The sequence below is a fragment of the Kribbella antiqua genome, from assembly GCF_004345665.1.
Lineage (GTDB): Bacteria > Actinomycetota > Actinomycetes > Propionibacteriales > Kribbellaceae > Kribbella > Kribbella antiqua.
On sequence record NZ_SLWR01000001.1, the window covers coordinates 1,114,130 to 1,138,989 of the forward strand.

Here is a 24,860-nt window from a genome sequence, read left to right on the forward strand (position 1 = left end):
ATGTGCGGAATCGCCGGCTGCTACCAGCAGCGTGACGGTCTCGCCCTCGCCGAGACGATGAGCGACCGGATCGCACACCGCGGTCCGGACGCCGACCATGTCCACCGGTTCGAGGACGGCGAGGTTCGGGCCTACCTGGCCCACCGCCGGCTGTCGATCATCGACCTGTCGGCAGGTGCGGACCAGCCGTTCACCAAGCGCGGTCTGACGATCTGCTACAACGGCGAGCTCTACAACTACAAGGAACTGCGCGCCGAGCTCTCCCGGTCGGGCGTCACCTTCCGGACCAGCTCTGACACCGAGGTGGTGCTGGAAGCATGGCGTCGCTGGGGTCCGGCCGCGCTGACGCGGTTCCGCGGCATGTTCGCGTTCGCGATGCTGGACGAGGACAGCGGCAGCATGTTCCTGGCCCGTGATCCGCTCGGCATCAAGCCGCTGTACTTCCTCCGCCGGCAGGGCGGCGTGATCTTCGCATCCGAGCTGAAGGCGCTCGTCGCCGCGGTCGGCCCGGAGCTGCGCACCGATCCCGGCGCGCTGATCGCGTCGATGCTCTACTACTGGCTGCCCGAACAGCGCTGCGCGATCGAAGGCGTGGAGAAGCTGCCGCCAGGTTCGTGGGCAGAGTTCCGTCCGGATGGCAGCAGCCGGCACGAGACGTACTGGCGTGTCACCGACGTCGCGACCGAAGCCGCCGCCGGGCCGCGGGCCGACCTGCGCGCGGTGATCGAGGAATCGGTCGCCGCCCACCTGGTCGCCGACGTACCGGTGTCGACCTTCCTCAGCGGCGGTCTCGACTCCAGCCTGGTCACCGTGCTCGCCAAGCGGCTCGATCCTGGCATCGACTCGTACACGATCACCTTCCGGGCGCAGGACCAGAAGCTCGAGGCGATGCCGGACGACGCGATCTACGCGCGCAAGGTGGCGCAGCAGTTCGGCATCGACCTGCACGAGATCGAGATCGCGCCGGACGTGGTCGAACTGCTGCCGCGGATCGTCGACATCCTGGACGAGCCGATCGGCGACCCGGCCGCGATCAACACCCTGCTGATGTGCGACACGGCCCGCGACGCCGGGGTCAAGGTGCTGCTGTCCGGCATGGGCGCCGACGAGCTGTTCGGTGGTTACCGCAAACACCTCGCGTGTGTGATGGGAGCGCAGTACCAAAGGCTTCCTGGCGCCTTGCGGAACGGTCTGGTCGGTCCCGCCGTACGACGGCTGCCGGTCACCGTCGCGGGGCGCGGACTGCGCTACGCGCGCTGGGCGAAGCGGTTCGAGACCTTTGCGAACCTGCCCGAGGAGACCGCGTTCCGGCGCAGCTACACGATGTACGACGGCGACCAGTTGGCCGGCCTGCTGAGCCCGGACCTGGAGCCGTACGTCGGGAAGCTGATCGCCGAGCACAGCGACATCTACCACGACACCACGCTCGACGATCACGTCAACCGGATGTGCCTGGCGGACGCGCGGATGTTCCTGCCCGGGCTGAACCTCGCCTACACCGACCGGTCCAGCATGGCCGCGTCGACCGAGGTCCGGACACCGTTCGTGGACCCGATCGTGGCGCGGGCAGCCTTCTCGATCCCCGGCAGCGAGAAGATCCACCGGCGGCAGGGGAAGCTCGCGCTCAAGCAGGCGGCCGAGGCCTGGCTGCCGAAGGAGATCATCTACCGGCCGAAGGCGTCGTTCAGCGCGCCGCTGCGGGCGTGGGTCCGGAACGACCTGCGCGAACTCGTGGACGACGTACTGCTGCGGGGCGAGCTGGTCGGCAGCGGCTTCCTGCGGCAGGAGTCGGTGCAGCGGCTGGTCGACGACGAGCGGGCCGGGCGCGAGGACTACTCGAAGCAGATCTGGCAGTTGCTGACGCTGGAGACCTGGACCCGGCACATGCGGTCCTTGGGCGTGACGACCACTTCTTTGTGAAGACTCTTCTCTCTCTGAAGGACTGGCATGAAACAGGTTGCACAGAACTACAAGTCCGGCGAGCTCAGTGTGCTCGACGTGCCGCCACCGGGATGCGCGCCCGGTGGGGTGCTGGTGCGCTCCCTCTACTCGCTCATCTCCACCGGCACCGAGTTGATGAAGGTCGGCGAGGCGCGACTGTCGCTGATCGGCAAGGCGAAGGCCCGGCCGGACCAGGTGAAGAAGGTGCTGGACTCGGTGGTTCAGCAGGGTGCCGTCAACACCTACAAGAAGGTGATGAACAAGCTCGACTCGTACACGCCGCTGGGTTACTCGCTGTGCGGTGTCGTGGTCGAGGTGGGCGCCGGGGCCGAGGAGTTCAGTGTCGGGCAGCTGGTCGCTGCCGCGGGCAACGAGTTCGCGCTGCACGCGGAGTACAACTGGATCCCGATCAACCTGTGTGTTCCGGTGCCGGACGGCGTACCGGCGGAGCAGGCGGCGTTCTCGACTGTTGGTGCCATCGCGATGCAGGGTGTGCGGCAGGCGGAGGTGCAGCTCGGCGAGACCGCGGTGGTGATCGGGCTCGGTCTGGTCGGGCAACTCGTCGTACGGCTGCTGGTTGCGGCCGGGGTACGGGTGTTCGGCATCGACACGGTCGAGGATCGGTGCCGGATGGCGGAGAAGGCGGGCGCGTTGCACTGCTCGTCGGCCGATGAGGCCGGGATCGCGGTGCTGGAGCGGTCGTTGCTGGAGGCATCGAACGGGCTCGGAGCCGACCACATCCTGCTCGCCGCCGGCGGTCATTCCAACGGTCCGGTCGAGACGGCCGCGCGGCTCGCTCGCGACCGCGCCCGGGTCGTCGACATCGGCAAGACCAGGCTCGACCTGCCCTGGAACGCGTACTACGACAAGGAGCTGGACGTCCGCTTCTCCCGCTCCTACGGGCCGGGCCGGTACGACGACCGCTACGAGCTGGAGGGTATCGACTACCCGGCCGGCTACGTCCGCTGGACCGAACGCCGCAACCTCGAATGCTTCATCGACCTGATCGCCCGCGAACAGATCGACGTGGGCTCGTTGATCGCCCACACCTTCCCGATCGCCGACGCCACCGACGTCTACCAACAGCTCTCCTCGGGCGTCCTCCCCGGAGTCGGCTTCCTCTTCGAGTACCCGGACGTGCCGCGGGAAGAGAAGGTGCAGCCGGCTCCACGGGTTGAGCGGACCGCGAAGGCAACAGCTGGTGCGGCAAGGCTTGGGTTCATCGGGGCGGGGAACTATGCCTCGAGCATGCTTCTGCCGCACCTGCAGAAGAACGAGGGCGCCGTACTGGCGCATGTGGCGACCAACAAGTCGTTGTCGGCTGCCAATGCACAACGACGGTTCGGGTTCGAGAACATCTCGACCGACGCCAACGCCGTACTCACGGACGAGTCTCTGGACGCTGTGTTCGTGGTGACTCGGCACAGCACGCACGCCGAGCTCGCCTGCCGGGCGCTGGAGTCCGGGAAGGCGGTGTTCGTCGAGAAGCCGCTGGCGCTCACCGACGAGGATCTCGACCGGATCGTCGCCACCGCGGATGCCACCGGCAACAACCGGCTGATGGTCGGGTTCAACCGGCGGTTCGCGCCGCTGCTGACCGATCTGCGCGACCGCTTCGGCAATCCTGGCGGCGGGTCCTCGGCGCGGTACCTGGTGAACGCGGGCCGGCTGGATCCGTCCAGCTGGTACCTCGACCAGGACAAGGAAGGCAGCCGGTTCGCCGGCGAGGGTGGCCACTTCATCGACACCTTGAGCTGGTGGCTCGACAGCCCGCCCACCGAGGTGTACGCCGTACCTGGCCCGGACGCCGGTGACGTGATCATCAGCCTCCGGTTCGCCAACGGCTCGGTCGGCACGATCAGCTACGTCGGCGGCGGCAACGCGCGGTTCCCGAAGGAGACGCTCGACATCACCGGTGGCGGCCGCAACGGCCGGCTGGACAACTTCCAGCAGGCCTCGGTGTGGACCGGCCGGCGCCCGTCGACGCGGAAGGCCCGCAGTATCGACAAGGGCCAGCGGGTCGAGCTCGAGCGGTTCGTCGCGGCGGTGAAGTCCGGCGGCCCGATGCCGATCGCGTTCGACTCCCTGATCGCCACCACCCGCGCGACCATCGCCGTGGATCGGAGCCTCGCCACCGGCAAACCGGAGAAGGTGTGAGCCGCCAGCCCCTCGGGTGGTACGTCCGTCGCCTGCGGCGGATGTCCCCCACCGAGCTGGTCCTGCGCACCGGCGACCACGTACGACGTACTGCCTGGGCCTACCAGCAGGTCAAGCCCGGCGAGGACGGCCCGGCACCGTCGACCAGGCGTGGCGAGCTGACCTTCAGCACGATCCTGCCGCCGCACACCGCGGACGCCGTACCGGAGGAAGCGCGGAAGGCGGTCATCACGACGGCCGACGCGATCCTGGCCGGGAAGCTCGAGGTGCTCGGCGTCGAGCGGACCGATCTGCGGTCGCCGGACTGGTTTCGCGACCCGGTCACCGGCCGGCGTTCCGACCCGGCGCAGTACACGTTCCGGCTGAACCATCGCAACGAGGAGCTGGTCGGGAACATCAAGCAGGTCTGGGAGTTGTCCCGGCACCACCACCTGACCCAGCTGGCCGCGGCCTGGTACGTGACCCATGACGACGCGTACGCCGATCGGGTCGCGGACCACCTGAACGACTGGTGGCGGTCCAACCCGTTCCTGTCCGGAGTGCACTGGGCCAGCGGGATCGAGATCGGCATCCGGCTGATCAGCTGGACCTGGATCCGGCGGCTGCTGAACGACTGGCCCGAGATCATCGAACTCTTCGAGCACAACGAGCTCGCGCTGCGGCAGATCTACTGGCACCAGCGCTACCTGGCCGCCTTTCGCAGCCACGGTTCGTCGGCCAACAACCACGTGATCGCCGAGGCGGCCGGCCAACTCGTGGGGGCCTGCGCGTTCCCGTGGTTCAGCCAGAGCTCGAGATGGCGCGCCGACGCGGCCGCACTCCTCGAGAAGGAACTGGACGCGAACACCTTCCCCTCCGGCGTCAACCGCGAACTGGCGACCGACTATCACCGCTTCGTCTCCGAGCTCGGCCTGTACGCCGCTGTCGAAGCGGACAACGCCGGTCATCCGTTGAGCGAGCAGACCTGGTCGCTGCTGACCCGGACGGTCGATCATGCGGCGGCGATAGTCGACGAGACGCTGCGACCGCCTCGCCAAGGCGACGACGACGAAGGCATGGTGCTCGTCCTCGATCCGCCGAATGTCCACAGCTGGGCCGGATTCCTGTCGCTCGGCGCGGCAGTCGTCGGTCCAGCGTCGTGGTGGCCGCCCACTCCGCCGACAACTACCGCCGTACTGGCCGGGTCGCTGATCAACGGCACTCAGCCTGAACGTCCGGCAGAGCGGCCTTCGCACTTCGCCGACGCGGGGATCACGGTCCTGCGGAGCCATGACAGCGGGCCGGAGATCTGGTGCCGGGCGGATGCCGGACCACACGGATTCCTTTCGATCGCAGCGCATGCGCATTGCGACGCGCTCTCCCTTGAGGTCCGCGTCGGCGGCGTCGACATCCTCGCCGACCCGGGCACGTACTGCTATCACGGCGAAGAGGAGTGGCGGAACTACTTCCGCTCGACCATCGGCCACAACACGCTCGAGGTCGCCGGTGCCGAGCAGTCCGTCTGGGGCGGCCCGTTCCTGTGGCTGCGCGGCGCGACCGGCCACGTAAGGCGCTATGCCGTCGACGGTGACACCCAGACCTGGGAAGCCGAACACGATGGCTACCAAACCGGCGACGCACCAGTCACTCACCGGCGGACCGCCGTACTCGATCACGGCGTACTGCGGGTGGAGGACCAGCTCGACGCCACTGCCGCCGTACGCCTGGCTTGGCATCTCGGCCCCGACGTCGCCGTCGACCTGGACGGCACGACCGGTCGCCTCAAGTGGCCGAACGGTACGGCGATCGTCGAACTACCAACCGGGTTGACCTGGACCACGCACCGGGGAGGCGACGGTCCGCTGCTGGGCTGGTACTCCCCGCGTTTCGGCCACAAGGTGCCGATCACGACGCTGGTAGGCATTGGCACGCTCGAACCCGGCTCCCCCGCGGTCAGCACGTTCAGATTCCGGTCCTGACCGGAGCCCGGCTGTATCACCCACCGGTCAAGGCCCTCTATTACTCCGAACCATTAGTGCCGAACTGGAGGGGTCCTGTGAGCGCACAGCAGCTCGACGTCAAGAAGGCTTGGCGAGCCGTCCGGCGGGACAGCCTCCTGATCGCTGCGATCGCGGCGATCGGCCTGGTCAGCGGGATGGCCTACGCGTACTGGCAACCGCCGATGCACACGGCCACGTCGATGGTGGTGCTGCCACCGCCGTCGTCGGCCGAACCGGACAAGGCGACCGGCACGCAGAGTATCGAGACGCAGGTCTTCATCGCCGAGAGCGGCCCCGTGCTCAGGAGCGCCGGGCAGAACCTCTCCCCCGCGCTGGGCACCGAGGAGGTCCGCAGCCGGGTCAAGGTCACCGCGGTCACCGACGACGTCATCAGGATCGACGCCAAGGGCACCACCCCGGCGCAGGCGATGCGGCTGGCCAACGCCGTCTCGGAGGTCTACCTGGTCTTCGTCACCACCGCTCAGAAGCTTCCCGGCGACCTCGGCAGGAAGGTCGGCGCCAGGGTGCTGGAGCCGGCCACCACCGCGCGCGGCGGCAACATGTTCATCCACCTCGGGATCTACGGCGGGCTCGGAGCGCTGCTGGCTGCCATCGCGGCCGCGATCGGCGTGCTGGCCAGGGCTCGCGGCGACCGCCGGCTGCGACTGCGGGACGAGGTCGCCGATGCCGTCGGGATCCCGGTGCTGGCGTCGGTGTCGTCGTACCAGGCGGACGACCCGTCCGACTGGGCTCAGTTGCTCCAGCGCTATGCGCCGACCGCTGTGGACGCGTGGAGCCTGCGCAAGACGCTGCACAACCTGAACCTGGACGTGAAGGGCGGCTCGCCGCGATCGTTGACCGTCCTCTCGTTCAGCGACGACGAGAAGGCCCTTCCGCTCGGTCCGCAGCTCGCCGCATTCGCCTCGTCGATCGGAATCTCCACCTCGATCGTGGTCGACAACCACTCCGATCGCCCGCTCGGATCGGCCGCCCTGGACATCCATCTGGTCGTCGTCGACAAGGACGCGCCTCGCCTCGACGGCGCCACCCGGACGACCAGCACGATCGTCGCCCTGTCGGCCGGCGTGGTGACCGCGGAAGAGCTGGCCCGGCTCGCGGTCGCCGCCGCCGCGGACGACCGCACCATCGACGGCCTGGTCGTCACCGATCCCGATCCGTCCGACCGCACCATCGGCCGGGTCTCGCAGTCGCAGCGGCGCTCCAGCTCGCGCCTGCCCACGCTACTCACCGGCACAGCGAGGCGGACCCGATGAGCAACCAACCGTATTCCGAACCGATGGGCGACGCGAAGACCTGGCTCGACGATGACGACGACCTGTTCGCCGACGAGCCGTCGCCGGCGTACCCGCCGGACAGCCTCGTTACCTTCCGGTTCCTGCGCGACGCAATCCGGCGACACCTGCGGATCTGGCTGGTACTCGCGATCGCTGGACTGACCCTCGGCCTGGCATCGATCGTCCTGCTGCCGACGGCGCACACGTCGTCAGCCCGGCTGCTGATCACCACCCGCGAAGGTGAGGACCCGACCAAGGCGATGGAGACCGAGGTGAGCCTTGCGACCACCCGTACCGTCGCAGAGCGGGCGATCAAGCTGCTGAAGCTGCCGGACACACCGGACGCCCTGCTCGAGAGGTACACCGCGACCCCGCTGACCGACCGCGTGCTGGAGATCCAGGCGAGCGCCAAGACGACTGACGAGGCCAACAAGCTGGCTACGACGGTGGCGCAGACCTATCTAGTCTTCCGCAAGGAGCAGATCGCGCTGCAGGTGGCCCCCTTGGTGCGGGACTACAACGCCGCGGTGGACGATGTGAGCGTCGCTGAACAAGCAGTCCGTGCCGCCGGGGACAATCCGGACGATCCGAAGCACCCCAACAGTCCGGAGATGAAGAAGCTCAACGCCGACCGGGACAAGATGTTGTACCTCCGGCAGCAACGGCTGGACCTGGACACGTCGGCATCGAAGATGAACAGCAGCCGGATCCTCGATCAGCCGGCGCCGGTCCTGGTCTCCGCCAAGCGGACGCTGGTGATCGCGGCCGGCACCGGGATGATCGCCGGGCTCTTCCTCGGCCTCGGGTTCGTCATCGTCCGGGCCTTGATCTCAGACCGGCTGTGGAAGCGGCAGGACATCGCCCACACGCTGAACGCGCGGGTCCGGCTCAGCACCGGGCGGCCGCCACGCTGGCAGTGGCTGCCGTTCCTGCGACGGCTGCGCCAGCACGAGCAGCACCATCCAGAGATCGAATTGATGGTGCGGCACCTGGATCAGCGCATCGTCTGGGCCAAGCGGCCGACGCCCGCACTGGTCGTTGTCAGCGTCGACGACGTCCGGACCTGCGCGATCGCGGTCGCCTCGCTGGCCTACTTACTGGCCGAGGACGGCAAAAACGTCCTGGCCGTCGACCTGACCGAGACAGGCATCCTGGCTGCGAAGCTCGGCGTGCGGGAGCTCGGCACCCGGGACTCGCGGTTCAGCGAGCCCGGGCGCCGGATCACTGTGCACCTGCCGAACCCGGAGGCCGGTCCGGCCGAGGGTGCCTACCTGCGGCTGCGGGAGAACAACCGCGCGGGTGGCACTGGTGACGTCGCCCTCGACGCCGCCTGGGACGTCGCGGACGTCGTACTGTCGCTGGCCACGCTGTCGCCGGCGCTCGGTGCCGACCACCTCGGCACCTGGGCTGCCCGGGCTGCTGTCGTGGTCACCGCCGGACGGTCGACGACCACCAAGGTCCGGGCCACCGGCGACATGGTTCGACTGGCGGGCCTCGAGATCGACACGGCCGTCGTACTGAACGCGGACCGGACCGACGAGGGCGTCGGCGTCACCGAGGCGGAAGCCTCGTCCCGCACCCTCGACGTGGAGATGTTCGGCCGATGAGTGGTGTTCAGGTGCTCAGGCGGATCAACGACCGGCCCGGCCGGCGCGTTGTGTCGCCTGAGCGCCGGCGCCGCCGGCGGGTGCAGCTGGTCTGGGGCTGTCTGCTGCTGAACGTTCTGACGTTCTTCCCCGAGGCGCCGCACATCATCCCGATCCCAGGGCCCATCGGAAAGCTGATCGCCCAAGGCTCGCTCCTGGTCGCCGCCGTGCTGGTGCTGACGGTGAACCGGCCGACCAGGATCCGGCCTTCTGTGTTCATCTTCCTCGCCACGCTGCTGGCGACCGAGGCACTGGCGTCGAGCCTGCGGGCCGAGTTCCTGTTCGGTGCGCTGTACCGGTCCGGGCGGCTGTTCCTGTTCGTCATGGTGCTGTGGTTGCTGACGCCGTGGTGGACCAGGCGCGATCTGCTCCTGGTCCGGACCCACCTGATGTTCCTGTGGATCGTGCTCGGTTCCGTCGTTCTCGGACTGTTCGCCGCACCCGGGCTCGCCCTGACCGAGGACCGGCTGTACGGCATCTTGTGGCCGATCCCGCCAACGCAGGTCGGTCACTACGCGGCGGTGGCGATCGGTCTGACGACGGTGCTGTGGATGGCCGGGCTGCTCCCAAAGGGAGTGGCGCTCATCAGTGTCGTCGGGGCCATACCCGTCCTGCTGCTGACCCATACCCGGACGGCGTTGGTCGCGATGCTGATCGGCGTCCTGATCGCCGGCATGAGCCTGTTCACCGCACGCCGCCGGGTCCGCAAGACGTTCGCGTTCGGCCTGGTCTTCTTCTCCGTCGGCGCACTCGCCGCCGGATCGGTGGTGAGCACCTGGCTGGCCCGCGGTCAGGACACGACCGAGGTCACCGAGTTGACCGGCCGGACCCGGGTCTGGGACGCGATCCTGGCCCAGCCGCGCTCGACCTGGGAGACGCTGTTCGGTTTCGGCCTGTCGAACAAATCCTTCAACGGCCTGCCCATCGACAGCAACTGGCTCGGCACATACCACGACGTCGGTCTGATCGGCATGGCGATCAACATCGCGATGGTGCTGTTCGTGCTGATCGTCGCCCTGTTCTTCCAGCCGCAAGGTCCACGCCGGGCCCTGGCACTGTTCCTGGTCGCCTACTGCGTGGTCGCGTCGTTCACCGAGAGCGGGCTGAGCGAGGCCTCGCCGTACCTGCTCGAACTGACCCTGGCCGCGTCGCTGGTGTACTCGCGCGCTCCCCGGGAAGGAATCCGATGAAGATCTTGCTGGTGCACAACCGATACCGGTCCACCGCGCCGAGCGGCGAGAACCGGGTCGTCGACCAGGAAGGCGAGGCGCTGGCGGCGCTCGGCCACGAGGTCGAGACGTTCGAGCGGCACAGCGACGAGATCGAGGACTGGCCGGCCTGGAAGAAGGCCACCCTGCCGGCCCGGGTGGTCTGGAACCCCGCCGCCAAACGGGATCTCGTCGCGACCCTCGAGCGGTTCCGTCCGGACGTCGTCCATGTGCACAACACCTTCCCGGTGCTGAGCCCGTCGGTGCTGTACGCGTGCCGCGACGCGGGTGTGCCGGTCGTGATCACGCTGCACAACTACAAGCTGCTCTGCGCCAGCGGTGACTTCTTCCGCGACGGCAACCTGTGTCACGACTGCGCCGGAGGTAACCCGACGTCAGGTGTGATCCACCGCTGCTACCGCGGTTCCACGCTGGCCACCGCGACGACCGTGCTGAACACCCGGACCCACCGGCGGAGCTGGCGCAACCTGGTGTCGGCGTACATCTTCGTCTCCGAGTCACAGCGCAGCCTGCTGGCCGGGATGCGGTTCGACCCGGACCGCAGCTTCGTCCGCTACAACTACGTCCCGTACGACGGCCCGATCGGGGGCCAGAGGCAACGACAGGTGACGTACGTCGGCCGGCTGGACGCGGCCAAGGGCGCACCACTGCTGATGAGGGGCTGGGACGCTTACCGCGCGATCGCGGGCGACGACGCGCTCAAGCTGGTCATCGCCGGCGGTGGTCCGTTGGAGGACGAGGTGACCGCCTGGGCGGCCGAGCGGCCGTCCGTCGAGCTCCGCGGGCTGATGAGCAAGCAGGAGGTCTTCGACCTGATCGGCCGGTCCCGCGCGGTCGTTCTGCCGTCGGAGTGGCAGGAGACGTTCGGGCTGGTCGTGGTCGAGGCGATGGCGGTCGGGGTGCCGCTGCTCGCCGCCGCCCACGGTTCGTTCCCGGAGCTCGTAACCGACGGCGTCGACGGAGCGTTGTTCGATCCGGGCCGGCCGGACGCGCTGGCCAAGCTGCTGCTTGACGTCGACGCGTCCCCCGCCAAGTACGACGAGCTCGGCCGCAACGCCCGTACGACGTACGAGAAGAAGCACGACCCCCACCGCAATCTCGAGCAGCTGCTCGACATCTACCGGTTCGCCGCCCGCCAATCGGTCGTCAGCTAGCCGAGACCACTGCCCCCCAGAAGGAAGTGCCATGGAACAACGCGATCCGTCCCCACCGGCCAAAGGTCGGGGATCCGCGTGGTATCGCGGCCGGCGTGCGTTCGTCGCCGCCGGTGCGATCGTGCTCGCCGGCGTCCTTGCCGTGCTCACTTACGTCGTGACAGCCGACGGGCAACCGGTGTCGGAGCCACAGACCAGCACGAGTCCGACGCCCACGTCGGTGGCAGTCCAGGCGCCGACCGCTCCGCCGGCCAAGATCTGCGGTAACACCACGGCTCTGGCCGGACCGGCGACCGCTCCGGCTGGTGCGGTTACCGTCAGCCCCGCACAGAACCTGCGGGACCTCACCGCCAAGAGCCCGGCCGGCACGACCTTCTGGCTGACCTCCGGCACGCACAAACTCGGCGGCGGGGAGTACGTACAGGTGATCCCCAAGCGGGGCAACACCTACCTCGGCGCTCCCGGCGCGGTGCTCGATGGTGCGCACAGCAACCGCTACGCCTTCACCGGCTACTCCGCCGGCGTCACCATCAAGGGCCTGACGATCCAGAACTTCGGCCGCCCGCGCGGCACCAATGACGAGGGCGTGGTGAACCACAACGCCTCCCCCGAGTGGACCATCGAGGCCAACACCATCCGGGACAACTCCGGCGCCGGCCTGATGGTCGGAACCAAGAACGTTGTCCGCGGCAACTGCCTGCAGGACAACGGCCAGTACGGGTTCAGCGCCTACAACCCGGGCAGGGTGTCGAGTGTGGTGATCGAACGCAACGAGATCACCGGCAACAACACCGACGACTGGGAGACCATCCGGCCCGGCTGCGGCTGCACGGGTGGCGGAAAGTTCTGGGCGGTGTCCGGGGCGGTGGTCCGCGGCAACTGGATCCACGACAACCATGGCGCCGGGATGTGGGCCGACACCAACAACACCGCGTTCGCCATCGAGGGCAACTACATCTCGGGCAACTCCGCCGAGGGCATCGTCTACGAGATCAGCTACAACGCCTCCATCCGGGGCAACACCTTCGTCCGCAACGGACTCGGCAAAGGCCCGAAGAACGACGGCTTTCCGACGGGGGCGGTCTACATCTCGGAGTCCGGCAGCGACAAGCGGGTGCCCGGGACATTCAACCGGACCTTCGAGATCAGCGACAACGCCTTCACCGACAACTGGGCCGGCGTGATCCTGTGGGAGAACGCCGACCGGTTCGCCGGCTCCCCGGCCAACACCAGCTCGGGCTCCGGCACGCTGGTGAACCCGAGTGTGGTCACCATCGAGACCTGCAACCGCGACAACATCAAGAGTCAGCCCTACCTGAGCGACTGCCGGTGGAAGACGCAGAACGTGCAGGTCCACGACAACGTGTTCAGCCTCGACCCGAACAAGATCGGCAAGACCTGTGCGACCCGGAGCGGCTGCGGCTTCAACGGGATCTTCGCCAACTGGGGCACGTACCCGGACTGGTCGCCGTACACGGAGCGGAAGGTGCAGGACGCGATCACCTTCAAGCAGAACAACAAGTTCTTCGACAACACCTACCGCGGGCCGTGGAACTTCATCGTGCACGAGCAGGGCAGCAGCGTGAACTGGCCGTCCTGGCAGGGTGCGCCGTACGACCAGGACCGTGACAGTGTGATCAAGGTGCAAGGGCGCTGAGTGCGATGATCGGGCCTCCTGAGCGTGCCGGCGGGGAGCAGATCGCACTGCTCCGCTCGGTCGGCTACGCCGCGTTCGGGCGGCACGAACGGAATCTCGACGTGCTCGACGTGGTCTTCGACAGCCTGGTCGACGCGCCGGACAGCGCCCGGGACGTACGGCGGCTGCGGTTCGCCGGCCACGGAGTCACGCTGGATGTCGACGTCCACGGGCAGGACAAACTGACGATCGAGCTGCGGGTCTCCCCCGCCGGTCCGGTGATGGTCGAGTCCCGCGGCGCCGACGACCCATTGGCGGCCAGGCTGGTGAGCTTCCTGCTCAGGTGGCCGGGCACGACACAACGGCCGGTCCGAACCGCGTGGATCATGCTCTGATCCATGCGCCGGACCGGCCGGTTGCCTGCTGCCTCAGGAGGCAAGCAGCAGTCTGAGCTTCTCCAGGCAGCGACCCCGGATCGGGCCGATACTGCCGATCGGGATGCCGATGGTCGCGGAGATCTCGGCGTACGGCGCGGGCGGATCGGCCATCAGCATGCCCATCAGCTGCTGCCACCGATCCGGCAGGCTCTCGAGCGCACGCCGTACGTCGACCGCCCGCTCGTCGGCGAGCATCTCGGCGTCCAGCTCCGGCTGCTCACCCGCCACGTCCTCGAAGGCGGTGGACTCGTAGGTGAGCAGCACACGCTTGCGGAAGGCAAGCACCCGCAGGCATTCCCGCCGGGTGGTGGTGACCAGCCAGGCACCGACCCGCTCGGGGTCGACCCGGTGGATGTGCTCGAGCAACCGCAACCAGACCATCTGGGAGACGTCGGCGGCGTCGCTGTCGGAGAGCCGGAAGCTCCGGGTGACGGCCCAGACGAGCCGTGCGTAGTGATCGACCAGCCGGCTCCAGGCCCCCGGGTCACCGGCGGCTGCCTGGATGACGAGGTTCGCGGCCTCGGAGCGAACCGGCCCAATTTCGTCTGGCACAGTGTCGTCAGCGCTCGTTGGAGCACTGAGTTGCTGCAACATATCGATTCCCCCCTCGGGAATACACCACTGGTTGTGAACAGGCAGAAAGGAAAGTGGTGTGTGTCAGTAAGCGCCGTCACGGCCGAGCACGGCGCGCGCGGTCTTCCACAAAATGAGCAGGTCGAGTGCGATCGACCAGTTGTCCGCGTAGCGCAGGTCGAGCCGCATCGACTCTTCCCAGGTCAGGTCGCTGCGACCGCTGACCTGCCAGAGGCCGGTCAGTCCGGGCTTCACGAGCATCCGCCGCGCGTCGTCGATGGCGTACCGCGCCACCTCCGCCGGCAGTGGTGGCCGCGGCCCGACCAGTGACATGTCCCCCCGGAGCACGTTCACCAGTTGTGGCAGCTCGTCGATCGAGAAACGCCGCAAGTACTTGCCGACCCGGGTCACCCGCGGATCGTCGCGGAGCTTGAACAGCACTCCGTTGCCTTCGTTCAGCGCGTGCAGTTCCGCCTTGCGTGCCTCGGCGTCGGCCACCATCGTGCGGAACTTCAGCATCTGGAACAGTTCCCCGCCACGGCCCACCCGGGTCTGCCGGAACAGCACCGGACCCCGGCTGCTGACCTTCACCAGCAGCGCGGCGATGAGCAGGATCGGCGAGACACCGAGCAGCAGCAGGCAACCGACCACCCGGTCGAAGATGCTCTTCAGCAGGTGTGGTCCGCCGCTGACCGACGGCCGCTCCAGGTGCAGGAGCGACAGGCCGGCGACCGGGCGGATCGAGATCCGTGGGCCGGCCACCTCGACGATGCCCGGCGACACGATCAGGTCGACGCCGCGCTGTTCGAGCGCCCAGGACAGCTTGCGCAGCGAGTGCCCGGCCAGTTCCGGATCGGTGGCCACCGCGACGACGTCGACGTCGTACTGGTCGACCGCGGCCAGGATGTCCATCTCGGTCCGGCCCAGCCGTTCCGGCTCGGGCTCCTCGAAGGAGTCCCCGCGCGGCAGGCAGTTCGCCACCACGACGTAGCCGTCGGCCGGCCGCTCCTCCAGGTGCCGCCGCAGCGTGGTCACCTGGTCGTTGCGTCCGACAACGAGTACCCGGCGCATGCACCGCCCGGCGAACCGCCGCCAGGAGATGCTGCGGTGCAGCAACCAGCGGGCGACCATCGCCGCCAGGCAGGTCATCGGCACCGCGAGTACGACGAAACCACGGGCGACTTCCAGCTTGACCGCGTACGACGTGATCGCGACCAGCGCGGTCAACGCCACCGCGGCCCGGATGATCGAACGGAATTCCTCCGGCCCGGTCCCGAAGTACCGGGTCTCATAGCCCCGCTCCAGCGCCACACAGGCCAGCCAAGCGACTGGCAGGACGGCACCGAGCAGGATGTAGCCGACGTTGATCTGGGCGCCGAACCGGGCCACGAGAGCCAGGGTCCCACCGACGAGCGCGGCGAGGACGTCGGCGGCGAGCGCTGCCCACCGGTACTTCGACACCCACCGCGCCTCGGTGAACCGGGCCGAACGCGGCACGATCGCCGGGACTTCGTCCGGTACCACCCAGACCGGCCGACGACGTTCTCCAGACGGCGCCGGCCGAAGATCAGCCGAATCGGCTACCTCTTCGGACATGACGAATTCAGTCACGCACTGTCACCCCCCACAGGTGAAAAGCGACGCCCGTGACCAACCCACTCCCCGTCACGGACCTCGGTGAACGCCGCCCCCACAACGGCGTGATCCAGAGAGTACCAAGGGAATGCCGCCTGCAACAGCACTGGGCGGGAGTGTTTACCGCCGGGCAACCGGATTGCCAGACAAAGAACCCCAGGGCCTGATTTCAGGCCCCGGGGTTCTCGAAACGGCTACGGCAGGTGATCAGCCGGCGATCAGCCCGTCGCCGCTGATCAGCTCGCGCATCTCGGCCAGGGTGCTGTCGCCCGGCGGCAGGATCGCGTCGGAGTCGTGCAGCTCGTCGTCCGGCACCTTCTGGCCGGACCGGACGAAGGTGAGCAGCGCGTCGAACGACGTACGGAAGCCGTCCTCGTCGCCGGCCGAGACAGCCTTCTCCAGCTCGGTGTCGACCGCGTTGAGCTGGTCGAGCTGCTCGTCGGCCAGTCGCCACTGGCCCTCACCCATGATGCGAACGATCATCGAACGTCTCCGTCCTGAGGTCGCACCGGCTCCGCGGCCGGCTGCTGAACTGGCTGGGCGGGTTGCTGGGCGGGGGTCGTGTTGTCGCCGGACAGCTCCTTCGGCGCGCTGCCGCCGGACAGCTGGGCCTTCATCGCGGCCAGCTCGTTCTCCACGTCGGAGCCGGACGACATCCGCTCCAGCTCCAGGGTGATGCTGTCCTTGCTGGTGCCGGTGGCGTCGTCGAGCGCGCCGGAGGCGAGCAGCTCGTCGATCGCGCCTGCCCGGGCCTGCATCTGCTGGGTCTTGTCCTCGGCCCGCTGGACCGCCAGGCCGACGTCGCTCATCTCCTCGGAGATGCCGGAGAAGGCCTCGTTGATCCGGGTCTGCGCCTCGGCCGCGGTGTACGTCGCCTTGATCGTCTCCTTGCGGGTCCGGAACGACTCGACCTTGGCCTGCAGCCGCTGGGAGGCCAGCGTCAGCTTCTCCTCCTCACCCTGCAGCTGGGCGTGCTGGGTCTGCAGGTCCTCGATCTGGCCCTGCAGCGCGGACTTGCGGGTCAGGGCTTCCCGGGCCAGGTCCTCACGGCCCATCGAGAGCGCCTTCTGGGCCTGGTCCTGCAGCTTCTGCGACTGGGACTGCAGCTGTGACGCCTGCAGTTCGACCCGCTTCCGGCTGGTAGCCACGTCGGCCACGCCCCGCCGCACCTTCTGCAGCAGTTCGAGCTGCTTCTGGTACGAGTAGTCAAGGGTTTCGCGAGGATCCTCGGCCTTGTCCAGCGCGGAGTTCGCCTTGGCCTTGAAGATCGTCGAGACCCGCTTGAAGATGCTCATCGATATCAGTACCCCTTCTGTGCCGGCGTCGACCCGGCGTGCGTGCCAACCACCCTATGTCCCTGCAGGTCACCACACCATCAGGACCGGCCCGGATAAAGTGGTCTCCAAGTCCGGGGACCACCCCGAGGCGCGACCCTGCCCTGCCGAATGAGGTTCAGACCCCGTGTTCCGTCGTACCAAGTCTGAGACAGCTACCACCGTACCCGCCGAACCCCAGGCGAAGCCGGGCGGGAAGGGACGCCCCACGCCGACCCGCAAGGAGGCGGAGGCGGCCCGCAAGGCCACTTTCAAGCAGCCGCGCAACCGCAAGGAGGCGGCGGCGGTCCGCCGGGAGAAGGTCCGGATCGAGCGGGCCAAGATGCAGGACGCGATGCGCACAGGCGACGACCGGTACCTGCCGGCCGCGGAGAAGGGCCCGGTCCGGCGGTTCGCCCGGGACTATGTGGACGCCCGCTGGTCGGTGATGGAGTTCGCGCTGCCGGTCCTGCTGGTGGTGTCCCTGGTCGGCGTGGTCTTCTCGGCCCAGTTCCTCTGGCTGGCCGGCGCGGTCAACCTGCTCTTCCTGGTGATGATCCTGGCGATCGCGGCCGACTGGTTCCTGCTGACCTGGGGGCTGAAGCGGGCCGCGGCCCGGAAGTTCCCGAACGACCCGCTCAAGGGGCTCGGGTTCTACGCGGTCCGGCGGACGATGCAGATGCGCCGCTGGCGCATGCCCAAGCCGATGGTGAAACGCGGCGAGAAGCCGAGCTGAGCGCAGGCAGTAGGGTCGGGGTATGGACTTCCGCTATCTCGGCAACAGTGGTTTGAAGGTCAGCGAGATCTCGTACGGGAACTGGCTCACGCACGGATCCCAGGTGGAGAACGATCAGGCCAAGGCGTGTGTGCGGGCGGCGCTGGACGCCGGCATCACCACGTTCGACACCGCCGACGTCTACGCCAACACCAAGGCCGAATCGGTCCTCGGCGAGGCTCTGGAGGGTGAGCGGCGCGAGTCGCTGGAGATCCTCACCAAGGTCTACTGGCCGACCGGCCCGGGCGGACCGAACGACGTCGGCCTGTCCCGCAAGCACATCCACGAGTCGATCAACGGTTCGCTGCGGCGGCTGAAGACCGACTACGTGGACGTCTACCAGGCGCACCGGTACGACACCGAGACGCCGCTGGAAGAGACGATGGAGGCCTTCGCCGACGTCGTCCGGGCCGGCAAGGCGCTCTACATCGGCGTGTCGGAGTGGACCGCGGAGCAGTTGCAGGAGGGCCACCGGCTGGCCCGCGAGCTGCGCATCCCGTTCGTCTCGAACCAGCCGCAATACAGCATGCTCTGGCGGGTGATCGAGGCCGAGGTGGTGCCGGCATCGGAGGAGCTCGGCATCGGCCAGGTGGTGTTCTCGCCGATCGCGCAGGGTGTGCTGACGGGCAAGTACCTGCCGGGCCAGCAGCCGCCGGAGGGCTCCCGCGCGACCGACGCGAACGGGTCGAACTTCGTCAAGCGGTTCCTCACCGACGACGTACTGAACCGGGTGCAGGAGCTGAAGCCGATCGCGGACGAGGCAGGCCTCTCGCTGGCCCAGCTCGCCGTCGCGTGGGTGCTGCAGAACCCGAACGTCTCCTCGGCCATCATCGGCGCCTCCCGGCCCGAGCAGGTGGTCGAGAACGTGAAGGCGGCTGGTGTCAAGCTCGAGGAAGGTCTGCTGAAGCAGATCGACGAGGTGCTGGGCAGCGTGGTCGAGCGCGACCCGGCCAAGACCGAGCAGAACGCTCCGCAGACCCGGCCGGGCTCATGAGCTGGAGCTGGCGGTTCGAGACCGCTTCCGGTGCGCTGGTCGACCCAGGTGAGGTCGGCGGCGCCGAGTTCTCCGCCCAGGGTGACGCGGAGAGCTGGCTGGGCGAGAGCTGGCGCGACCTGGCCGACCGCGGCGTCGGCCAGGTGTACCTGCTCGAGGACGGCCGCGAGGTCTACGGCCCGATGAGCCTCGCCGCCCAGGAGTAAAGCAGCCTGTCGCTTGGAGCCCGTACGACGCCGTGCGGGCTCCGAGGCCGTGTCTGATGGTCCCGCGCAGTAGGCGGGGGACCATCAGACACGGCCTTTGTATGTAGGCTGCCGTTGAACCACTCCTGTGTCGCAGGGAAGCCGGTCCAAGTCCGGCGCTGACCCGCAACCGTAGGCCACCTCAGGTGGCGAGCCGGAACACTGTGACGCAGGCAGACAGGCTCAACTACCCGCCGTGGTCCGCGGGTGGAGCCCCACCCTGCCAAAGCAGGCGGGACTTCCTCTACCGGGCCGTGGCCCGATCGAGGACATGAGATGACTGCACACCGGACCGTACGACTGGTCCTCAGCCTGCTGGCGGGTCTCCTGCTGGCGGGGACCGTCGCCACCACTGCTCAAGCCGAGGACGGCTATCGCTTCTGGGGCTACTACCAATTCACTGGAGGCCAGTGGGCCTTCTCGCAGAAGGGCGCCGACGCCGTCGTACCGGCCGACGGGGCGGTGGAAGGCTGGCGGTACGCCGTCGGTGGCGCCAAGCCCCGGGTGCCACGTGCTGCGGGCGACTTCCAGGCGATCTGCGGCAGCACCCCGGCCGAGACAGGCAAGAAGCGGGTGGCCCTGGTCATCGACCCGGGTACGACGGCCGACGCCTTGTCCGGTGAGACACCCGGGCCGGCCACCGGCACCTGCGTGGTGACGGACGAGAAGGCGACCGGTGCGAAGATCCTGGCGGCTGTCGGGCCGGTCCGGATCGAGAAGGGCCTGACCTGCGGCATCGACGGCTACCCGGCCAAGGGCTGCGGTGACCCGGTGAAGAACATCAAGGTCCCGGCCACGGACGAGCCGGTGACGCTGCAGATCAAGCCGGCTGTCGGATCCAGCGCCCGGCCTTCCCCAGCCGCTTCTTCCTCGTCTGAGGATGACGGCGGTGCGCCGTGGACCGGCATCATCATCGCCGCCGTGGTCGTCGTCGTACTGGCTGGTGGCGGTCTCGCGTTGAGCCGCCGGCGGTCGAGTCAGTAAGTGCGTACCGTCCATCACCTGACGCTCCCCCGGGGTCTGCACCCGGGGGCGTGGTGGCTGTGGGCGCTCTGCATGGCGGTGGCTGCCAGCAGGACCCGCAACCCGGTGCTGCTCGTACTGATCCTCGCGGTGACCGGCTTCGTCGTGTCTGCTCGTCGTAGCGATGCACCCTGGGCGCACAGCTATGCCGCGTTCCTCAAACTCGGTCTGGTGGTCATCGGCGTTCGGGTGGTGCTGCAGGCGTTGCTGTCCACCCGCTCGCAGGGGACCACGGTGCTGTTCACCCTGCCCCAGATCCCCTTGCCTGACTGGGCAAACGGGGTCAAGCTCGGCGGCGAGGTCACCGCCGAGGCACTGGTCACCGCCCTGTACGACGGTGGCCAGCTGGCAGTCATGCTGTGCTGCATCGGCGCGGCCAACGCCCTGGCCAGCCCACGCCGTCTGCTCAAGTCGTTGCCTGGGGCCCTTTACGAGATGGGCGTGGCCTGTGTGGTGGCGCTGACGTTCGCGCCACAGCTGGTGACCGATGCCCGCCGTATCCGCGCCGCCCGCCGCCTCCGCGGCCGCACCCGAGGCTCCTTCCGTACGACGGCCATGCCGGTGCTGGAAGGTGCACTCGACAGATCGGTCGAGCTGGCCGCCGCGATGGACTCCCGCGGCTACGGCCGTACGGCGCAAGTCCCACGCCGGCAACGCCGTATCACCGGAGTGTGCGTACTGCTGGGCTTGCTGGGCATCCTGCTCGGTGTCTACGCGTTGCTGACCGATGCCATGGCATTCCCCTTGGCGGCGGCCACTCTTGCTGTCGGACTACTACTCGCAGTCGGTGCGATGGGTGTCGGCCGCCAGCGGGTGACCCGCACTCGCTACCGCCCGGATCCGTGGGCGCTACCGGAGTGGCTGGTCGTGGGCGCGGGTGCTGTAGCTGCCGGGGCCATGATCACCGCAGCGGTGCGTGGAGTCGACGGACTCGTTCTGGCCGGGCCCCTCGTCGTACCGCCGGTCCCTGTGCTGCCGGTGATCGGCATCCTTGTTGGGCTCGCTCCTGCGGCTGCTGCGCCGCCGCTAGCTCCGCGACGTGAGTTGGTGGTCGCATGATCGAGTTCGATCGGGTGACGGTCACGTACGACGGCGCTGCTGAGCCTGCGCTGCGGGATGTGAGCTTCACCGTGCCTGAGGGCGAGCTGGCGCTGGTGATCGGCCGGACCGGGTCTGGCAAGTCGACGTTGCTGCGCGCGATCAACGGGCTGGTGCCGCACTTCACCGGCGGGACGCTCGCCGGACGTGTGCTCGTGAACGGACGGGACACCAGGGAGTATCGGCCGCGCGATCTGGCGGATGTGGTCGGCATGGTCGGGCAGGACCCGATGGCCGGCTTCGTCACCGACACTGTCGAGGACGAACTCGCCTACAGCATGGAGTCCCTCGGCGTTGCGCCAGACGTGATGCGGCGGCGGGTCGAGGAGACGCTGGATCTGCTGGGGCTGGCCGACGTACGGGACCGGGCGCTGACCTCACTGTCTGGCGGGCAGCGGCAGCGGACCGCTATCGGCGCGGCCCTCACCTCACACCCCGCTGTGCTGGTGCTGGATGAGCCCACGTCCGCGCTGGACCCGCAGGCCGCCGAGGAGGTGCTGGCCGCGCTGCAGCGGCTCGTGCACGACCTGGGCGTCACCGTGGTGATGGCTGAGCACCGGCTCGAGAGAGTCATTCAGTACGCCGACCGCGTGGTCGAAGTACCAGGCGGCTCGGCTGCTGTGTCTACAGGGCTTCCGGCCGAGCAGATGGTGACTGCACCGGTCGCCCCGCCGGTCGTGGAGCTGGGACGCCTTGCAGGGTGGTCTCCCCTCCCTCTGTCCGTGCGAGACGCACGACGCGCGGCTGTGGCGTTGCGGAGCCGTTTGCATGAGTCGGCGCCGTTGAGACCTGCTGTGGTTGCGGGCGCCGAGCTGGCGCGGTGCAAGGACCTGGTCGTTGGCTACGGCAACATCACTGCCTTGCGCGGCGTGTCACTGAGCATCAACGCCGGCGAGGTCGTCGCACTGATGGGCCGCAACGGCGCCGGCAAGTCCACGCTGCTCAACGCCCTGGTCGGAGTCGTCCCTGTTAGGTCCGGTACGGCGGAAGCCGCCGGTGCCGATCCACGTCGTACGAAGCCGTCCAAGCTGGTCAAGGCGGTTGGACTGGTCCCGCAGGAGCCTGCTGACCTGCTGTACGCCGCCACGGTCGCCGAGGAGTGCGCCGGGGCAGACTCCGACTTCCGCGTCCCCGCGGGCAGTTGCCGAGCGCTACTGAGGCGGCTGGCTCCGGACATCGACGAGCGGATGCATCCGCGAGACCTGTCTGAGGGACAACGGCTGTGCTTGGCGCTGGCCGTCGTACTGTGTGGTGCTCCCCCGCTGTTGTTGCTGGACGAGCCCACACGCGGGCTGGACTACGGCGCCAAGCGCAGGCTGGTGGCCATCCTGCGGGAGCTGGCCGCGGCTGGTCATGCCGTGGTGCTGTCGACGCATGACGTGGAGATGGTGGCCGAGGTCGCGACTCGGGTGCTGGTGCTGGCCGAGGGCGAGCTGGTGAGTGACGGGGAGACGGCGACGGTCATTGCCGGGTCTCCCGCCTTTGCGCCGCAGGTGGCGAAGATCCTTGCTCCGTTGCCGTTCCTGACCGTCGGCGAGGTCGCGACCGCGCTGGAACGTGCGTCGTGAACCTGGTCCGGCTGAAGCCACGCAGCACCGCTGCACTGGTCGTCGCCTCGCTTGTCGGGGTACTGGCCTTCGGGTGGCCGTTGCTCTGGCAGACGAAGCAGGTGGGCGAGTCGGCCATCGGGCACACTACCGATGCCCCGTGGCTGTTCGTGCTGTTGCTGCCGCTGCTGGTGGCCGTCGTACTCGCGGAACTGTCCGAGGCGGGCATCGACGCGAAGGTGATCTCGCTGCTCGGCATGCTGGCTGCTGTCGGGGCTGCGTTGCGTGCGCTCGGCCCTGGTACTGCTGGGCTGGAGCCTGGGTTCTTCCTGCTTGTGCTGGCCGGTCGGGCGTTTGGAGCCGGGTTCGGGTTCGTGCTGGGCGCTGTGTCGTTGCTGGGTGGGGCGATGATCAGTGGCGGCGTCGGGCCGTGGATGCCGTTCCAGATGTTCGCCTGCGCGTGGGTGGGGTGTCTGGCTGGTCTGCTACCGCGGGTGGGTGGCCGGCTCGAGCTCCTGCTGCTGGCGGCGTACTCGCTCGTGTCCGGGGTGCTGTACGGCGTGGTGATGAACCTGTGGTTCTGGCCGTACGCGACGTTCGGCAGCGACTTCTCGTTCATCCCGGGCGATTCGCTGGCTGCCAACCTGCACAGGTACTTCCTGTTCGTGGTGGCGACCTCACTCGGCTGGGACATCCCCCGCGGAGTGCTCTGCGCCGTGCTGGTCCTGGTGCTTGGCCGGCCGGTGCTGACCGCTTTCCGTCGTACTGCGCGGAAGGCGGCGTTCGACGTACCGGTGGAGTTCCGGAGGGCTGATGGCTGAGCAGCGCACGTTGATCCTGGGTGGGGCGCGATCGGGGAAGTCGATCGCGGCGGAGCGGTTGCTGGCCGGGGAGCCTGAGGTGTTGTACGTCGCTACTGGTGGCGACGACTCCGGCAACGCAGAGTGGGCGTCGCGGATCGCGCTGCACCAGGCGCGACGGCCGGAGTCGTGGGGCCTGGCCGAGACCATCGACCTCGTGCCGCTGCTCGACTCGCCTGGGCCGCCGCTGCTGATCGACTGCCTGACGTTGTGGCTCTCGCGCACGATGGATTCGCTGGACGTGTGGGCCGATCTCAGTCGCGCCGGGCTGGTCGAGGAGCGCATCGCCTTGCTGGCGGAGGCGTGGTCACGGACCTCGCGGCTGGTAGTTGCCGTGAGCAATGACATCGGCTCGGGGGTGGTCCCTGCCGACGCCGGGACGCGGCTGTTCCGCGATCTGATGGGCCGGCTCAACACCGCCATCTCGCTTCGGTCCGACACCGTTTTGTGGACCGTCGCCGGCCGCACTCTCCCGCTGACATGAACGGCCTGCGCCTGGCGTTGGGCACACTCACGGTGCTGCCGGCCGGGATGCCGTCCCGGGTCGATCGGGTCGTCGGCGGGCGGGCGATGCTGCTTGCGCCAGTTGTGGGGCTGCTGATTGGTGCGATCTCGGCCGGCGTGGTGGCCGTCGTCCACGTTTTCAGGCCGGAGGCGCCGCTGCTGGCCGCGGTGCTCGGCGTACTGGCGCTCGTCGTACTGTCCGGGGCGTTGCATCTGGATGGGCTGGCCGACTTCGCGGACGCACTAAGCAGCCGGCGGGATCGCGAGACGATGCTGCGGATCATGAAGCAGAGCGACATCGGCCCGTTCGGCGTCGTCGCGATTGTCGCCGTACTGCTGCTCGACGTCGTCGCCCTCACTGCCTGCGTCCAGTCGGACTTCGGCTGGCAGGCGGTGCTGATCGCGACCACAGCCAGCCGCCTGTCCCTGACCTGGTCCTGCCGTACGACGATCCCGCCAGCCCGGCCCGACGGCCTCGGCGCACTCGTCGCCTCCACCGTCCGCCCCTCCACCGCCACCCTTACGACTATCGCCGTACTGGCGTCAGCCCTCGCCCTCACCTGGCTCGCCTCCCCAGGGGCCGGCGCCACGACCGTCCGGCTTTCCGGGGCTGCGGTCGCCGTACTGGCGGCTGTAGCGGTCAGCGTGTTCGTCACGCGCCGGGCTCGTGCCGCCCTAGGCGGCGTCACCGGCGACATCCTCGGCGCGACCGTCGAACTCGCGCTCGCCGCTGCCCTCCTCGCGCTCGCCCTCGTCGTGTGATGGTGAGCTTTCCGGAAACAATTCGTCACTGGGCGCACATTTGTTTCCGATGATGCG

General features: G+C 68.5%; 22 protein-coding genes. 18 read left to right on the forward strand and 4 right to left on the reverse strand.

The window, feature by feature from the left end; all coding sequences use genetic code 11:
* The 9 genes from asnB to EV646_RS05340 all read left to right on the forward strand — a co-directional run bounded on the left by asnB (position 1) and on the right by EV646_RS05340 (position 13,432).
* Positions 1–1,920: an asparagine synthase (glutamine-hydrolyzing) gene (gene asnB / locus EV646_RS05300; protein ID WP_132144388.1), complete on the forward strand. Its 1,920-nt coding sequence runs from the start codon at positions 1–3 to the stop codon at positions 1,918–1,920.
* A 27-nt stretch (positions 1,921–1,947) separates the two neighbouring features.
* A complete protein-coding gene (locus EV646_RS05305; RefSeq protein WP_132144390.1) occupies positions 1,948–4,098 on the forward strand; it encodes a bi-domain-containing oxidoreductase in 2,151 nt (716 codons plus the stop codon).
* Positions 4,095–6,056, forward strand: a complete 1,962-nt coding sequence (locus tag EV646_RS05310; RefSeq protein WP_199236788.1) for a heparinase II/III family protein — start codon at positions 4,095–4,097, stop codon at positions 6,054–6,056. The genes EV646_RS05305 and EV646_RS05310 overlap by 4 nt, the downstream gene beginning before the upstream one ends.
* 77 nt (positions 6,057–6,133) lie before the next feature.
* On the forward strand, positions 6,134–7,351 hold the full coding sequence (locus tag EV646_RS05315) for a Wzz/FepE/Etk N-terminal domain-containing protein (RefSeq protein WP_158290900.1): 1,218 nt from the start codon (positions 6,134–6,136) through the stop codon (positions 7,349–7,351).
* Positions 7,348–8,979 carry a hypothetical protein gene (locus EV646_RS05320; protein ID WP_132144394.1) on the forward strand — a complete coding sequence of 544 codons (1,632 nt, stop codon included), beginning with the start codon at positions 7,348–7,350 and terminating at the stop codon, positions 8,977–8,979. Before EV646_RS05315 ends, EV646_RS05320 begins: the two co-directional genes overlap by 4 nt.
* Positions 8,976–10,208, forward strand: a complete 1,233-nt coding sequence (locus EV646_RS05325) for an O-antigen ligase family protein (RefSeq protein WP_132144396.1) — start codon at positions 8,976–8,978, stop codon at positions 10,206–10,208. Before EV646_RS05320 ends, EV646_RS05325 begins: the two co-directional genes overlap by 4 nt.
* Complete coding sequence (locus EV646_RS05330) at positions 10,205–11,401, forward strand: glycosyltransferase (protein WP_132144398.1); 1,197 nt, start codon at positions 10,205–10,207, stop codon at positions 11,399–11,401. The genes EV646_RS05325 and EV646_RS05330 overlap by 4 nt, the downstream gene beginning before the upstream one ends.
* A 31-nt stretch (positions 11,402–11,432) precedes the next feature.
* Positions 11,433–13,058, forward strand: coding sequence for a right-handed parallel beta-helix repeat-containing protein (locus EV646_RS05335; RefSeq protein ID WP_132144400.1), 1,626 nt, complete (start codon positions 11,433–11,435; stop codon positions 13,056–13,058).
* Between the two features lie 5 nt (positions 13,059–13,063).
* The gene (locus EV646_RS05340; RefSeq protein WP_132144402.1) at positions 13,064–13,432 is read left to right on the forward strand and encodes a hypothetical protein; all 369 of its coding nucleotides are present in this window, start codon (positions 13,064–13,066) and stop codon (positions 13,430–13,432) included.
* 33 nt (positions 13,433–13,465) lie between these two features.
* Here the strand turns inward: EV646_RS05340 and EV646_RS05345 are convergent, their stop codons facing one another.
* The 4 genes from EV646_RS05345 to EV646_RS05360 form a co-directional block, all read right to left on the reverse strand.
* On the reverse strand, positions 13,466–14,026 hold the full coding sequence (locus EV646_RS05345; RefSeq protein ID WP_158290901.1) for an RNA polymerase sigma factor: 561 nt from the start codon (positions 14,024–14,026) through the stop codon (positions 13,466–13,468).
* Between the two features lie 105 nt (positions 14,027–14,131).
* Positions 14,132–15,658, reverse strand: a complete 1,527-nt coding sequence (locus EV646_RS05350) for a sugar transferase (protein WP_241995317.1) — start codon at positions 15,656–15,658, stop codon at positions 14,132–14,134.
* A gap of 231 nt (positions 15,659–15,889) precedes the next feature.
* The gene (gene pspAA / locus EV646_RS05355; protein WP_132144406.1) at positions 15,890–16,165 is read right to left on the reverse strand and encodes a PspA-associated protein PspAA; all 276 of its coding nucleotides are present in this window, start codon (positions 16,163–16,165) and stop codon (positions 15,890–15,892) included.
* Positions 16,162–16,977 carry a PspA/IM30 family protein gene (locus EV646_RS05360; protein ID WP_132144408.1) on the reverse strand — a complete coding sequence of 272 codons (816 nt, stop codon included), beginning with the start codon at positions 16,975–16,977 and terminating at the stop codon, positions 16,162–16,164. Before EV646_RS05360 ends, pspAA begins: the two co-directional genes overlap by 4 nt.
* A gap of 166 nt (positions 16,978–17,143) precedes the next feature.
* Here EV646_RS05360 and EV646_RS05365 point away from each other — a divergent pair, with 166 nt between their 5' ends.
* The 9 genes from EV646_RS05365 (at position 17,144) to cobS (ending at position 24,803) form a co-directional block, all read left to right on the forward strand.
* Positions 17,144–17,731, forward strand: coding sequence for a DUF3043 domain-containing protein (locus tag EV646_RS05365; RefSeq protein ID WP_132144410.1), 588 nt, complete (start codon positions 17,144–17,146; stop codon positions 17,729–17,731).
* A gap of 22 nt (positions 17,732–17,753) precedes the next feature.
* Positions 17,754–18,764, forward strand: coding sequence for an aldo/keto reductase family protein (locus EV646_RS05370; protein WP_132144412.1), 1,011 nt, complete (start codon positions 17,754–17,756; stop codon positions 18,762–18,764).
* On the forward strand, positions 18,761–18,970 hold the full coding sequence (locus EV646_RS05375; RefSeq protein WP_132144414.1) for a hypothetical protein: 210 nt from the start codon (positions 18,761–18,763) through the stop codon (positions 18,968–18,970). Before EV646_RS05370 ends, EV646_RS05375 begins: the two co-directional genes overlap by 4 nt.
* Positions 18,971–19,285: 315 nt before the next feature.
* Entirely contained in the window at positions 19,286–19,993 is a 708-nt protein-coding gene (locus EV646_RS05380) for an SCO2322 family protein (RefSeq protein ID WP_132144415.1), read from the forward strand.
* Positions 19,994–21,091 carry a CbiQ family ECF transporter T component gene (locus EV646_RS05385; protein WP_132144417.1) on the forward strand — a complete coding sequence of 366 codons (1,098 nt, stop codon included), beginning with the start codon at positions 19,994–19,996 and terminating at the stop codon, positions 21,089–21,091.
* Positions 21,088–22,698: an ABC transporter ATP-binding protein gene (locus EV646_RS05390; RefSeq protein WP_132144419.1), complete on the forward strand. Its 1,611-nt coding sequence runs from the start codon at positions 21,088–21,090 to the stop codon at positions 22,696–22,698. The genes EV646_RS05385 and EV646_RS05390 overlap by 4 nt, the downstream gene beginning before the upstream one ends.
* The gene (locus EV646_RS05395) at positions 22,695–23,498 is read left to right on the forward strand and encodes an ECF transporter S component family protein (protein WP_132144421.1); all 804 of its coding nucleotides are present in this window, start codon (positions 22,695–22,697) and stop codon (positions 23,496–23,498) included. The genes EV646_RS05390 and EV646_RS05395 overlap by 4 nt, the downstream gene beginning before the upstream one ends.
* Positions 23,491–24,021, forward strand: a complete 531-nt coding sequence (locus tag EV646_RS05400) for a bifunctional adenosylcobinamide kinase/adenosylcobinamide-phosphate guanylyltransferase (protein WP_132144423.1) — start codon at positions 23,491–23,493, stop codon at positions 24,019–24,021. Before EV646_RS05395 ends, EV646_RS05400 begins: the two co-directional genes overlap by 8 nt.
* Positions 24,018–24,803 carry an adenosylcobinamide-GDP ribazoletransferase gene (gene cobS, locus EV646_RS05405; protein ID WP_132144425.1) on the forward strand — a complete coding sequence of 262 codons (786 nt, stop codon included), beginning with the start codon at positions 24,018–24,020 and terminating at the stop codon, positions 24,801–24,803. Before EV646_RS05400 ends, cobS begins: the two co-directional genes overlap by 4 nt.
* Positions 24,804–24,860 lie beyond the last annotated feature (57 nt).

Excerpts from the sequence above, each read along its gene's own strand:
- asnB (WP_132144388.1), top strand. The coding sequence starts at position 1 with ATGTGCGGAATCGCCGGCTGCTACCAGCAGCGTGACGGTCTCGCCCTC.
- EV646_RS05305 (WP_132144390.1), top strand. The coding sequence starts at position 1,948 with ATGAAACAGGTTGCACAGAACTACAAGTCCGGCGAGCTCAGTGTGCTC.
- EV646_RS05320 (WP_132144394.1), top strand. The coding sequence starts at position 7,348 with ATGAGCAACCAACCGTATTCCGAACCGATGGGCGACGCGAAGACCTGG.
- EV646_RS05325 (WP_132144396.1), top strand. The coding sequence starts at position 8,976 with ATGAGTGGTGTTCAGGTGCTCAGGCGGATCAACGACCGGCCCGGCCGG.
- EV646_RS05330 (WP_132144398.1), top strand. The coding sequence starts at position 10,205 with ATGAAGATCTTGCTGGTGCACAACCGATACCGGTCCACCGCGCCGAGC.
- EV646_RS05335 (WP_132144400.1), top strand. The coding sequence starts at position 11,433 with ATGGAACAACGCGATCCGTCCCCACCGGCCAAAGGTCGGGGATCCGCG.
- EV646_RS05340 (WP_132144402.1), top strand. The coding sequence starts at position 13,064 with ATGATCGGGCCTCCTGAGCGTGCCGGCGGGGAGCAGATCGCACTGCTC.
- pspAA (WP_132144406.1), bottom strand. The coding sequence starts at position 16,165 with ATGATCGTTCGCATCATGGGTGAGGGCCAGTGGCGACTGGCCGACGAG.
- EV646_RS05360 (WP_132144408.1), bottom strand. The coding sequence starts at position 16,977 with ATGAGCATCTTCAAGCGGGTCTCGACGATCTTCAAGGCCAAGGCGAAC.
- EV646_RS05370 (WP_132144412.1), top strand. The coding sequence starts at position 17,754 with ATGGACTTCCGCTATCTCGGCAACAGTGGTTTGAAGGTCAGCGAGATC.
- EV646_RS05375 (WP_132144414.1), top strand. The coding sequence starts at position 18,761 with ATGAGCTGGAGCTGGCGGTTCGAGACCGCTTCCGGTGCGCTGGTCGAC.
- EV646_RS05380 (WP_132144415.1), top strand. The coding sequence starts at position 19,286 with ATGACTGCACACCGGACCGTACGACTGGTCCTCAGCCTGCTGGCGGGT.
- EV646_RS05390 (WP_132144419.1), top strand. The coding sequence starts at position 21,088 with ATGATCGAGTTCGATCGGGTGACGGTCACGTACGACGGCGCTGCTGAG.
- EV646_RS05400 (WP_132144423.1), top strand. The coding sequence starts at position 23,491 with ATGGCTGAGCAGCGCACGTTGATCCTGGGTGGGGCGCGATCGGGGAAG.
- cobS (WP_132144425.1), top strand. The coding sequence starts at position 24,018 with ATGAACGGCCTGCGCCTGGCGTTGGGCACACTCACGGTGCTGCCGGCC.